Raw genomic sequence first — 11,806 nt, forward strand, 5'->3', positions numbered from 1 at the left:
AGCGACGCCAGGATCGGACCAACCGTGATCACGAACAGACCGACGAACCAGGGCGCGAGGAAGACGTAGGCCGTACGTGCCTCACGCCGTCTGTGAGCGTTAACTTGGGGGACGCGACGACGCCCTCTGGGCGGTTGCGCGCGTGGTGGCACGGTCGCAACCGCGCTGTCCGGGGTTACAGACATTCATGCACCCCTCATTTCAGGACCTGCCCGGGCACGGCGGGATCGGATAGCGCCTTCCTATAGGTGCGCCAAAAGTTTCGTCAACCCTTTGCAGGCGTTACAAAGACGTTACCGATATATCTCTATCTAGAAACCCCAGGTCACGGGGCAGTCGAGAGAAAAGGGTCGGATGAATGTTTTGCCGGTGAATACAACCGGTTGCACTACCACTTGCAACCGCATCATGCTGGCGAAACGGCACCTACCACTTGCCTCCGAGATCCTTCAGCGTGAAGACGCCGCCCGCCCGATCGTGCAGCGGCTCGCTCAGATCGGGCTCACCCTGCTCGGCGATCAGCGCGGCGGCCTGGCCCTCCGAGTCGTCCCGCGACACGTACCCGATCGCCCGGGCCTCCTCCAGCGACCACCAGCGGCGCGCGTTGTTGGAGACGCCCCAGACGACGTGATAGCCGGGCGCGGTCAGCGCGGCCTCCACCAGGCGGGCGAGGTCGTCAGGGGAGATCCAGGTGGCCAGGCCGCGGGTGTCGCCCGAGGCCTCGTTGCAGGTGCCCAGCCGGATCACGGTCACGTTCAGGCCGAACCTGTCGTGGTAGAGGCTGCCGAGGGCCTCCATGACGACCTTGCTCACGCCATAGAAGGTGTCGGGCCGCGGGAAGGCGTAGTCGGGCAGGTCCGCGCCCGCGGCGGGCCGGGTGTGGAAGCCGGCCGCGTGGTGGCTGCCCATCAGCACCAGGTGCTCGACACCCTCTTTACGGGCGGCCTCTAGCAGGACGTGCACTCCGTCCATATTGGCCCGTACGATGTCGGCCCACGGATGCTCGCGGCTCTGTCCGCCCAGGTGGATCACCGCGTCGACGCCCTTCATCGCCTCGGCCATGGCCGCCTCGTCGGCGAGGTCGGCCACCACCATCTCCTCGCCGGGCCCGGTCTCCACCGGCTGGAGGTCGGAAAGGCGCAGCGTACGGCCGTCACGGGCCAGGCGGGGACGGAGCAGCGTGCCGACCTTGCCGGCGGCACCGGTCATGAGAATGCGCATGAGGGTCATTGTTGTACACAACTCTGGTCGAACTTCACATCCTTGAATGTTGACCGTGACCTACGTCACTCGTTACGTTCACATGGACATGCTCCACGTCTGCGACAGTTGTCCACGTATGTGAACGGGAGGCGGTCTGATGTCACGCCAGCTGCTCGGGGCCGCGATTGCGACGGCCCTGGCCGTAACGCTGACAGGCTGCGGCTCCGGGGGATCGAGTTCCGACGACGCGTTAGAGATCTGGATCAGGCAGGCGCCCGATTCCGACTCCGCCAAAACGGCCGTGAAATTGGCCGACGCGTTCACGAAAGCCAGCGGAATCAAGACGAAGGTCGTCGCGCTCTTCGATGACTTCGAGACCAAGCTTCAACAGCAGGCAGCTCAGAAGAAGCTACCTGACATCGTCATCAATGACACGGCACAACTCGGCAACATGCACACGCAGGGCTGGCTGCAGGAGGTCGACAAGGCCAAGCTCGCCGGCGGCGACAAGGTGTCGGAGCAGGCATGGAAGGCCGCTCAGGGCTCCGACGGCAAGTACTACGGCACGCCGTTCTCCGCCCAGGCCTTCGCCCTGATCATCCGCAAGGACTGGCGGGAGAAGGTCGGCATGGAGCCGCCCAAGTCCTGGGACGACCTGGCCAAGCTGGCCGCGGCCTTCACCGACAAGGACCCGGACGGCAACGGCCAGAAGGACACGGCCGGCTTCGTCATCCCCGCGGGCACCAAGCGCGGCTACGCCTCCTGGTACGCCTCCTCGCTGATCTACGCCAACGGCGGCGACTTCGTGAAGGCCAACGGCGGCGGCAAGTTCTCGCCCATCGTGAACGACCCCAAGACCGTGGAGGCGGTCCAGTACCTGCAGGACCAGTTCTGCAAGGCCAAGACCGTCAACCCGGGCGCGGTCAGCAACGACACGACCGTCACCCACGAGGTGTTCGAGAAGGGCCAGGGCGGCATCTACCTGGTCGGCCCGTACGTGCTCGCCAGGTTCGTCAAGAGCATCGGGACCGACAAGATCGAGGTCGTACCGGTGCCCAAGGGCCCGTCGGGCGGCCCCGGCACCCTCGGTGAGGGCGAGAACGTCTACATGATGGCCGGTTCCGACAATGTCGAGGGCCAGAAGAAGTTCGCCGAGTACGCGGTCTCCCCCGACGGCCAGCGCATCGGCATGAACAAGGACGCCAACGGCGCCATCGTCCGCCTGCCGGTCAACTCCCAGGTCGACCTGGGCGCCGAACGCCAGGATCCGCGCTGGAAGGTGTTCCAGGAGGCCTACGCCAACGCCGTCTACGCGCCGCCGGTGCCGAACTGGGCGCCGATCCGCCAGGACTCCGCCGACTCCATCAACACCGTGTGGGCCGACTGCTCAGCCAACGTCAAGACCGCGATGGACACGCTGAACACCAAGCTCACCCAGGAACTGCAGACCCAGAAAGCATCATGACTCCGACGCTCACCCAGGCGCGGAGCCGCACGGTGACCCCCCGCCGCCGTCCCAAGCGGATGCGGCGGCGGGGGACCCTCATCGCGTGGGCGTTCCTGTCGCCGGCCTTGCTGCTGTTCCTGTTCTTCAAGTTCATCCCCATGTTCGAGGGCCTGCGGATGAGCTTCTTCGAGGTCCGTCCGTACCTGGGTGACCGGTGGGTGGGCCTCGACAACTACGCCACGATCATGACCGACGAAGCCTTCACGGCGGCGATCTGGCACAGCGTCCTGCTGGCTCTGGGCACGACGGCGGGCTCACTGGTCCTGGGGCTGGTGTTCGCCCTGCTCGTCGAGGGACCGGCCCGCTATCTCTGGTTCATCAGGACCGCGGCGTTCCTGCCGGTGGTGACCACGATGGCGGCGGTCGCCGAGGTCTGGCGGATCATGTACCACCCCGCCGACAGCGGCATGGTCAACAGCATCCTCGGCTGGATCGCCCTGGAACCGCAGCCCTTCCTGGCCAGCGAGCACTCCTCGCTGCTGTCGATCATGGGCATGAACATCTGGCGCGGCACACCGTACGACATGATGATCTTCCTGGCCGGGTTGGTCGGCGTGGACCGCACGCTGTACGAGGCCGCCGCCGTGGACGGAGCCACGACGTGGCACCGGCTGCGTCACATCACGCTGCCCGCGCTGCGCCCGGTGTTCTGGATCCTGTTCACCCTGGCCGCCATCCGCGGCCTGCGCGTCTTCGTCGAGGTGTACGTGCTGACGAACGGCGGGCCGAACGGGTCGTCCGAAGTGCTGATGACCCTGATCTACAAGCTCGGGTTCCAGAAGAGCGAGCTGGGCATCGCAGCGGCCGGCGGGATCGTGTTGTTCGTGGCGACCCTGGTGCTCACCGTGCTGGTCCAGGTCATGCGCAGGAGGCAGAACGCATGATGAGATTCGACAGCGCGCTCGGCCTGGAGGCCAGGCGGGGCCCTCTGGCCACGGTCGGCAAGGTTCTGGCCTACGCCTTCATGGTGATCGTCTTCACCGGGCCGTTGGTCGGGCTGCTGGTCAGCGCCTTCAACAAGACACTCGACCCGACCGCTTTCTCGCTCTGGCCCGACGACTTCACCCTGGAGAACTTCGTCCAGGCCGGCAAGAAGAACGTCTACCACTACCTGTTCAACTCGTTCGTGGTGGTCGGGTTCGGGCTGCTGCTCCAGATGCTGGTCAGCGTTTTCGCCGCCTACGCGCTCGCGCGCAAGAAGTTCCGGGGCATGGCGTTCGTGATGCTGATCATGCTGGCGACGATGATGCTGCCCGAGGAGATCATCGCGATCCCCCTCTCGCTGGTACTCGCCGACATGCCGATCATCCACGCGGACCTCATCGGAACGTACGCGGGCATGATCCTGCCCGTCGGCGCCTGGGGCTTCTCCATCCTGGTCATGACCGAGTTCATGAAGGAGGTGCCGGTCGAGCTGGAGGAGGCCGCGCGCATCGACGGCGCGGGCGAGCTACGCATCTTCTTCGGCATCATCCTGCCGCTGTGCCGGCCCGCGCTCGGCGTCATCGGCGTCTTCGGCTTCACCATGATCTGGGACCAGTACCTGCTCCCGCTGATCGTGGCACCCGAGTCCAGCATGTGGACCCTGCCCATCGCACTGCGCTCGCTGCGCTCCGACGAGGAGGTCGGCATCGGCGTACTGCTCGCGGCGACACTGCTCGCGCTGCTGCCGTCGATCATCGCCTTCCTGGCCTTCCAGCGGCAGTTCATGCGTGGCCTCACCAGCGGCGCCATCAAGGGTTAGATGTCCATGTATCTGGATGGGATCCCATATGCTGACAATCTGAAGCCACTGTCGAGATGGGATGAGTATGGAGCCCCAGCTAGTCAAGTCCGCCGAGCGGACGGTCCGCATCCTGGAGACCCTGGCCGCCTCTCACGAGACCCTGACACTGTCGGAGCTCCAGCAGCACACGGGATTCCCACGCAGCTCGCTGCACGCCCTGATGCGCACGCTCGTCGAGCTGAACTGGGTCGAGACCGACTCCGCCAGGTCCTCCTTCGGCATCGGCCCGCACGCGCTGCTGACCGGCACCGCCTACCTCGACAAGGACCCCGCGCTACCGCTGGCCCAGGAGACGCTGGAGGACCTGCGCGCGGAGACCGGCCAGACCGCACATTTCGCCCGGCGCGACGAAGCGCACGTCCTCTACCTGGCGACCAGGGAGTCACGGGAGGCGCACCACGTGATCCCGAGGGTGGGCCGGCGGCTGCCCGCCCACGTCACGGCCCTCGGCCAGGTGCTGCTCGCCCAGCTCACCGACGACGAGGTCGCGGCCCTGCTGCCCGACCCGCTGGAGCCGATCACCGAGCACACCTTCACCGATCCGGCCAAGCTGATCGGCGAGCTCGACCAGGTACGCACCCGCGGCTGGGCCTATGAACGCGAGCAGGGCACCCCCGGCGTGGCGTGCGTGGCGGTGGCCGTCGACTACCGGATCCCCGCCACGGACGCGATCAGCTGCTCGATGCCGGCGGGCCTGGCACCCGCCGAGGTCGAGAAGATCACCGATGCGGTGATCAAACACACTCGCAAGCTGGCTGCCACTCTTCGCCGGGAGGGCATCCGCTAGGAAGGATCGTTGATGCGGCTAGATGGTGTTCTCTTCTTTCCCGTGACCCCCTACAGCACCGATGGCGACATAGCCGAACAGTTAGTGGCCGAGCACGTCGCCCAGGGAGTCGCCGCCGGGGCCGGAGGAGTGTTCACCGCGTGCGGCACAGGCGAGTTCAACGCGCTCGACCTCGCCGACTACACCAAGGTCGTGGCCGCGTCAGTGACCGCCACCGGCGGCCGGGTGCCCGTCTTCTCCGGCGCGGGCGGCCCACTGCCCACCGCCAAGGCGCTCGCCCGCGCGGCGGCGGACAACGGAGCCGACGGCCTGCTGCTGATGCCCCCCTACCTGGTCACCGCTCCCCCGGACGGTCTGGTCCACTACGTACGCGAGGTGGCCTCCGCCGGTGGGCTGCCCGTCATCATCTACCAGCGCGGCACCGCCCGCTTCTCCCCCTCGGCCGTGGCCACCCTGGCCCAGGTGCCCGAGATCATCGGCTTCAAGGACGGGCTCGGCGACTTCGACCTGCTCCAGCGCATCATCCTGACCGTGCGCCGGTCCACGGACCGGGAGTTCACGTTCTTCAACGGACTGCCCACCGCCGAGCTGACCGTCCCCGCCTACCGGGGGCTGGGCGTCACGCTGTACTCCAGCGCGGTCTTCGCCTTCGCGCCGGAGATCGCGCTGGCCTTTCACAAGGCGGTGACCGGGGATGACGAGGTGCTGGTGCAGCGGCTGCTGACCGACTTCTACCTGCCGCTGGTGGAGCTGCGCGATCGGGTGCCGGGGTACGCGGTGTCGCTGGTCAAGGCGGGGGTGCGGTTGCGGGGGCTGGCGGTCGGCGGGGTACGGGCGCCGTTGGTCGATCCGTCCGCTGCGGATCTGGCGGAGCTGGAACGGATCCTCGCGATCGGCTTGGAGATCGCCGGGGCCTAACCGGCCTTCTGGCGTCTCGCCCTCGCCCTCAATCTCGCCCTCAATCTCGACCCTGCCTTCGCCCTCGACCCCGCCCTCAACCGACCCTGCCTCGCCCTCAACCCCGACCTCGCCTTCTCCCCCGACCTCGCCTTCTCCCCTGACCTCTCCCTCGCCTTCTCCCTCGCCCTCGGCGTCACCCTCGCCCTCGGACGAGACAGCTCCCCTCCACCCCTCTGAACACCAACCCAGGCAGGAAGACGCGCCCCTCCACCTCCAGACGCCCGGGGCGCGTCCCTGCGTCACTCCCGCCCCTAACGCCCCGGCGCACCATCCACCCGGCGCGGAACACTCAGCGGGTTGCCGTCCCTGAGCTCCTCCGGGAGCAGCTCCTCCGGCCAGTCCTGGTACGCCGTCGGCACCAGCCACCGGTCGATGGCCGTCGCGCCGACCGACGTGTGCGCGGCCGCCGTCGAAGCCGGCCACGGACCGCCGTGATGCATCGCCCAGCACACCGCCACCCCGGTGGGCCATCCGTTCCAGATCAACCGCCCGGCCCTGCGCCCGAGCACCTCGACGACCTCACCGGCTTCGCTGGGGTCGGTGGCGTGCACGGTGGCCGTCAGCGACCCATCCAGCCGCTCCAGCACCGGCCGCAGATCCGAAATTTCGCGATAAGTTACGACGATCGACGCCGGCCCGAAGCACTCCTCGCCGATGCCCGGCAGCTTCTCCGCGAACGAGTCGAGATCCGTGGTGAACACCTTGGGCGTGACCGCCCAGGTCCCCTCCCCCGCCTTGCCCTCGGCCAGGAGCGGCAGCTCGCCGAGCCGCTGCAGCCCGCCCACGTAACCGTCCCTGATCCGCTCGGCCAGCATCGGCCCGCCGGTGGTGCCCTCGACGGCCGCGGCCAGCGCCTTGCGCAGCTCGTCGTTCTCCGGCACGAACATCAGCCCGGGATTCGTACAGAACTGCCCGACCCCCATCGTCAGCGACGCGGCGAACCCGGTGGCCACCTCCGCCACGGGCGCGGACGGCAGCACCACGACCGGGTTGACGCTGCCCAACTCGCCGAAGAACGGGATCGGCACCTCCCGCTCGTCGATCAGCCCCTGGATCGCCTTGCCACCCGCGACGGACCCGGTGAATCCGGCCGCGACCACGCTCGGATGCTGCACCAGGTCGGCGCCCGCCTGCATGCCCTGCACCAGCCCCAGCAGATCGGGGTACGGCAGAGCCTTGCGGACGATGCGGGCGACCTGCTCGGAAGTGTTCGGGTGGCCAGGATGCGCCTTCACGACGACCGAGCAACCGGCGGCCAGCGCCGAGGCGGTGTCGCCACCCGCCACGGAGAACGCGAACGGGAAGTTGCTCGCCGCGAACACCGCGACCACACCGGCCAGTGGCTGCTTCATCCGGCGTACGTCGGGCCTGGGCGGGGTGGCCGAGGGATCGGCGTGGTCGATGATGGCGTCGACGTAGCCGCCGTCCCTGAGCACCTGGGCGAACAGCCGGAACTGCCCGGCCGTACGAGCGACCTCACCGCGTAGCCGGGCCTCTCCCAGCGCGGTCTCGCTGTCGGCGGTCTGCCACAGCTCGTCCACCTTCGCGGCGAGCGCGTCGGCGACGGCCTCCAGCGCTTCGGCCCGTTCGGCGGCCGGCGTCGCCCGCCAGGCCGCGCCCGCGGCCGCGGCAGCGGAAACCACCAGGTCGACCCCGGCTCGGTCGGTCTCAGGCAGGGCGGTGCCCACGGCCTCGCCGGTCCTGGGGTCGTGTCCGTAGATCATCGAATGGCCCTTCGGAGTCTTGACACTTCTTCATGTTGATTCTTACAGTTGCCGCAACCTGTCCACAAACCTGGCACGTGTTCACATATATGGACGGCGGTCATATGATCATCCGGCAGATCCACGTCACCCCCGTAGCCTTCAGGGATCCGCCACTGCTGAACGCCGCCGGGGTGCACGAACCCTGGGCGCTGCGGACGATCGTCGAGGTGGTCACCGACGAGGGGTTGAGCGGCCTCGGCGAGACGTACGGTGACCTGGGACATCTCACCAAGGTACGCGAATGCGCCGAGGCACTGATCGGCGTGGACGTGCATGCGACGAACGAGATGTACGCCAGGATCAGCGCGATCGTCGGCGACGTGGTGACGGACATGCATGGCTTGACCGGGGCCGCGACCCAGGAGAAGAGCATCGATCGGGTGTTCGCCGCTTTCGAGGTGGCCTGCCTGGACATTCGCGGCAAGGCAGCCGGCGTGCCCGTGGTCGACCTGCTGGGCGGCCGAGTGCGCGACGCCGTACCGTACAGCGCCTATCTCTTCTACAAGTGGGCGGGGCATCCGGGCGGCGAGCCCGACAGGTTCGGCGCGGCGCTCGACCCGGCGGGGCTGGTCGACCAGGCGTCGATGCTGATCAAAGAGTATGGATTCGCGTCGATCAAGCTCAAAGGCGGCGTGTTCGCACCTCAGGAAGAGGTCGAGGCGATCATAGCCCTGCGGGAGGCGTTCCCGGGCGTGCCGCTCCGCCTCGACCCGAACGCCGCCTGGACCGTCGAGACCTCCATCCAGGTAGGACAGGCGCTGGAAGGCAGCCTGCAGTATCTGGAGGACCCCACGCCGGGCATTCCCGGCATGTCGAAGGTCGCCGCCGAGGTGCCGATGCCGCTGGCCACCAACATGTGCGTGGTGACACCCGAGCACCTGCCGCCCGCCATCGCCGCCAGAGCGATCGGCGTGCTGCTGCTCGACCACCACTACTGGGGCGGGCTCGTACGTTCCTCGCATATCGCCGCGCTGTGTGACACGTTCGGGCTGGAGCTGTCCATGCACTCCAACTCCCACCTCGGGATCAGCCTGGCCGCCATGACCCACCTGGCCGCCGCCACCCCCAATCTCACCCACGCCTGCGACACCCACACACCGTGGCAGAACGGGCAGGATGTAGTCGCGCCAGGCGCGTTGCGGTTCGTCGACGGCGCCGTACCCGTCCCCGACGGGCCCGGCCTCGGCCTCGAACTGGACCGCGACGCCTTGGCCGTGATGCACGAGCAATATCTCGCGTGCGGAATCACCGAACGCGACGACACCACCTACATGCAGCGCTTCGAGCCTGCTTTCTCTGCGAGGAGACCGCGCTGGTGAACGTGGCCTACGCCTACCCCTGGGATATCGTCGGCGACCCGTCGGCCCCTTCGCGCCTCGCGGAGCTGGGCGTCGAGGCCGTGGCGGTGGCGGCCAGCTATCACTCCACCCGCGCGGCAACGCCGTATCACCCCGCGCACCGAGTGCTGGATGTCCCCTATTCGGCCTTCTACCTGCCAGTGCGCCCCTCCTCCTGGGGACGCCTGACACCGGCCTCCCCGACCTGGACGCCCACGGACGCCTACCTGCGGGCCCGAGACGCCCTGAAGGCCGTCGGACTGCAGGTACACGCGTGGACGGTGTTGACGCACAACTCATTCCTGGGCGGCGTACACCCTGACCTGGTGGTGCGTAACGCATTCGGCGATCGCTATCCATATGCGTTGTGCCCCGCTTTCGAGGACGTGGTCGAGTACTGCGAACATCTGGTCAGCGAGATCCTGACCGTCGGAGAGCCCGATGGGCTCATCCTTGAGGCGTGCGGCCCCATGGGGTTCGGGCACCAGAGCGTGCACGAGAAGACGGCGGGCGCCGACTGGACGTCCGTACACAGTGACCTGCTGACGCTCTGCTTCTGCACGGCCTGCGCACCCCGCTACCCGGAGGGCACCAGAGAACGCGTCCGCGCGGCCATCGACGCTCCTCCCCCTGGAACCGCAACCTCTCCCGCCCCGACCTCTGTCGCCCCCGCCTCCGCATCCGCGGCCTCCACGGCCTCCGCATCCCCGACATCCGCATCACCGGCATCTACTGCGTCGCCGCTGTCTCCTGCGACCGTGGAGGCCGCTCTCGGCCCCCTCGCCGACGACATCCGAGCCGTACGCGTCGAGTTGTCGGCCTCACTACGCACCCGCCTCGTCGCCGTGGCCCGCGAGACCGCGCCGAACGTCCCCATCACCCTGCACGCCAACCCCGACCCGTGGGCAGCCAGCTCATTCGCCGCCCTCCCCACCGGCGAACCCGGAGCGGAGGTCCTGGTGGGCAACTGCTGGGGCGACCCGGCTTCGGACGCCGCCCGTCTGGCCAGGCTCGGCGAACTCTGCAATCCCGGCCAGCGAGTGGGCGCGTACGTCCTGGCCCTTCCCCCACGCCCCGCCGACGGCCAGGCACTCGCCGAACAGCTCAGAACGTACGCCAAGGCAGGCGCCACGGACTTCCACCTCTACCACGCCGGCCTCGCCTCCCCCGGCCGTCTCGCCTCCATGGCCGAAGCCCTACGCCTCATCCGCTGACGAACGCACGAACCCCGGGTCTCGCTCTTTGGCGGGGCCCTCTACCCCTCGCGTGTACGACTTCATCCCGGCCCACAGGCCTGTGGCTTCTCTCGGCGTCCACGGCTTTCATGCGTTTGTCCGTTGTAGTGGAAGCTGCTGGTGCCCGAGCCGACGCAGCGGGGCTGGTCCGAGCCGGTCCAATCTGGTCTGACCGAACGCGTTACGGGCAACCCCTCCCAGCTGCCGCATCAGCGCCTGAGACGCATGTCAACGACGCTCGAATCCTGACCCCCGATCGACGCGCGGGTTCTAGGGGGTCAGTATTCACGTGTCGTCGACAACGCACACCCCGGCGTCCACGTGGTCGCCCGACACACATCACCGAACACGACTCCACGGCCCGACCGACCACGCCCGCCGCCCCAGGACTTCGCCGCCCGACCGACCGTCTCTACCTTTCCCGGACCTCTTCCAACAGGTCCACGGTCTCTACCTATCCCGGACCTCTTCCAACAGGTCCATGGTCTCTACCTATCCCGGACCTCTTCCAAAGTCCACGGTCTCTACCTATCCCCGGGCGCCTTCCAGCAGGTCCACGGGTTCTCAAGGCCCGCCGCATTCTCCACGCGCCCGCAGAGGCCTCCCACGCCGGTAATCCCCGGAGACAGCACCGCACTTACTCAGCTCGCGTTGCTCCACCCATCCGATCGAGCCACCTCAAATGGGCACCCGCGAACGGCCCCTGCCGCTCTCCCACCGCGCCCATCAACCACCTGGCTGTCTCCTCCGCCCGCGCGATCATCTGTTCCGGATATCCCAGTAACACCTGGTGCTCAGCGAATTCGTCCTCATCGTCCAAAATCAGCCGCCCATCCCGCATCCTGATCACGTCAAGGTCGAGATCCAGCATGGTCACCTCATCGTCACGCCACTCGGGAACGGTAGTGACGTCCACATACACCTCAGCCCGATTAGGCGGCGAGTTGAAAGACGCCGTCCACCACCCGTCACGCGGGAACAGCATGATGGCCGTGGTCTTCCACACCACCGGCGGCCCCTCCCCCTTACGGGCAACAGTCCCTTTCGGCGCCGCGGCCCACACCCCGTGCTCATCCTCGCCCAGCACCTTCGCGGGATGATTCCAGTGCAACGCCCCGCCGTACTTCCGGAAGACAACCCTCACATCGGTCACTCCCGGGACGCTACCGGACCATCACTAAGATCCTGCGCCCCCAAGCCTCGGATCAACAACCTCGACCTCACC

The 11,806-nt window shown here is 67.7% G+C and carries 10 protein-coding genes; 7 read left to right on the forward strand and 3 right to left on the reverse strand.

What is annotated here, in order from left to right:
• Nucleotides 1-426: 426 nt before the first annotated feature.
• A complete protein-coding gene (locus ACGFNP_RS57985) occupies nt 427-1,221 on the reverse strand; it encodes an NAD-dependent epimerase/dehydratase family protein (RefSeq protein WP_393333292.1) in 795 nt (264 codons plus the stop codon).
• 139 nt (nt 1,222-1,360) lie between these two features.
• Here ACGFNP_RS57985 and ACGFNP_RS57990 point away from each other — a divergent pair, with 139 nt between their 5' ends.
• The 5 genes from ACGFNP_RS57990 (at nt 1,361) to ACGFNP_RS58010 (ending at nt 6,201) form a co-directional block, all read left to right on the forward strand.
• A complete protein-coding gene (locus ACGFNP_RS57990) occupies nt 1,361-2,668 on the forward strand; it encodes a sugar ABC transporter substrate-binding protein (protein ID WP_358338365.1) in 1,308 nt (435 codons plus the stop codon).
• Complete coding sequence (locus ACGFNP_RS57995) at nt 2,665-3,594, forward strand: sugar ABC transporter permease (protein WP_358338368.1); 930 nt, start codon at nt 2,665-2,667, stop codon at nt 3,592-3,594. Before ACGFNP_RS57990 ends, ACGFNP_RS57995 begins: the two co-directional genes overlap by 4 nt.
• Nucleotides 3,591-4,454, forward strand: a complete 864-nt coding sequence (locus ACGFNP_RS58000) for a carbohydrate ABC transporter permease (protein WP_250907731.1) — start codon at nt 3,591-3,593, stop codon at nt 4,452-4,454. Before ACGFNP_RS57995 ends, ACGFNP_RS58000 begins: the two co-directional genes overlap by 4 nt.
• A gap of 67 nt (nt 4,455-4,521) precedes the next feature.
• Entirely contained in the window at nt 4,522-5,283 is a 762-nt protein-coding gene (locus ACGFNP_RS58005) for an IclR family transcriptional regulator (protein WP_358338371.1), read from the forward strand.
• Nucleotides 5,284-5,295: 12 nt separating this feature from the next.
• The gene (locus ACGFNP_RS58010) at nt 5,296-6,201 is read left to right on the forward strand and encodes a 5-dehydro-4-deoxyglucarate dehydratase (protein ID WP_393333298.1); all 906 of its coding nucleotides are present in this window, start codon (nt 5,296-5,298) and stop codon (nt 6,199-6,201) included.
• Nucleotides 6,202-6,494: 293 nt separating this feature from the next.
• Here ACGFNP_RS58010 and ACGFNP_RS58015 read toward each other — a convergent pair whose 3' ends face one another.
• Nucleotides 6,495-7,967: an aldehyde dehydrogenase (NADP(+)) gene (locus ACGFNP_RS58015; protein ID WP_393333301.1), complete on the reverse strand. Its 1,473-nt coding sequence runs from the start codon at nt 7,965-7,967 to the stop codon at nt 6,495-6,497.
• 104 nt (nt 7,968-8,071) lie between these two features.
• Between ACGFNP_RS58015 and ACGFNP_RS58020 the strand changes: the two genes are divergently transcribed.
• A complete protein-coding gene (locus ACGFNP_RS58020) occupies nt 8,072-9,328 on the forward strand; it encodes a glucarate dehydratase family protein (RefSeq protein ID WP_358338380.1) in 1,257 nt (418 codons plus the stop codon).
• The gene (locus ACGFNP_RS58025; protein ID WP_393333305.1) at nt 9,325-10,560 is read left to right on the forward strand and encodes a hypothetical protein; all 1,236 of its coding nucleotides are present in this window, start codon (nt 9,325-9,327) and stop codon (nt 10,558-10,560) included. The genes ACGFNP_RS58020 and ACGFNP_RS58025 overlap by 4 nt, the downstream gene beginning before the upstream one ends.
• 658 nt (nt 10,561-11,218) lie before the next feature.
• On the opposite strand, the gene ACGFNP_RS58030 is transcribed toward ACGFNP_RS58025, so the two are convergent.
• Nucleotides 11,219-11,734, reverse strand: coding sequence for a DUF402 domain-containing protein (locus tag ACGFNP_RS58030; protein ID WP_393333308.1), 516 nt, complete (start codon nt 11,732-11,734; stop codon nt 11,219-11,221).
• Nucleotides 11,735-11,806: the final 72 nt, after the last annotated feature.

It is taken from the genome of Nonomuraea sp. NPDC049269 (assembly GCF_043197155.1).
Taxonomy (GTDB): Bacteria; Actinomycetota; Actinomycetes; order Streptosporangiales; family Streptosporangiaceae; genus Nonomuraea.

Coding starts and splice junctions, on each gene's coding strand:
- ACGFNP_RS57985 (WP_393333292.1), bottom strand. CDS start 1,221: ATGCGCATTCTCATGACCGGTGCCGCCGGCAAGGTCGGCACGCTGCTC.
- ACGFNP_RS58015 (WP_393333301.1), bottom strand. CDS start 7,967: ATGATCTACGGACACGACCCCAGGACCGGCGAGGCCGTGGGCACCGCC.
- ACGFNP_RS57995 (WP_358338368.1), top strand. CDS start 2,665: ATGACTCCGACGCTCACCCAGGCGCGGAGCCGCACGGTGACCCCCCGC.
- ACGFNP_RS57990 (WP_358338365.1), top strand. CDS start 1,361: ATGTCACGCCAGCTGCTCGGGGCCGCGATTGCGACGGCCCTGGCCGTA.
- ACGFNP_RS58010 (WP_393333298.1), top strand. CDS start 5,296: ATGCGGCTAGATGGTGTTCTCTTCTTTCCCGTGACCCCCTACAGCACC.
- ACGFNP_RS58020 (WP_358338380.1), top strand. CDS start 8,072: ATGATCATCCGGCAGATCCACGTCACCCCCGTAGCCTTCAGGGATCCG.
- ACGFNP_RS58005 (WP_358338371.1), top strand. CDS start 4,522: ATGGAGCCCCAGCTAGTCAAGTCCGCCGAGCGGACGGTCCGCATCCTG.
- ACGFNP_RS58000 (WP_250907731.1), top strand. CDS start 3,591: ATGATGAGATTCGACAGCGCGCTCGGCCTGGAGGCCAGGCGGGGCCCT.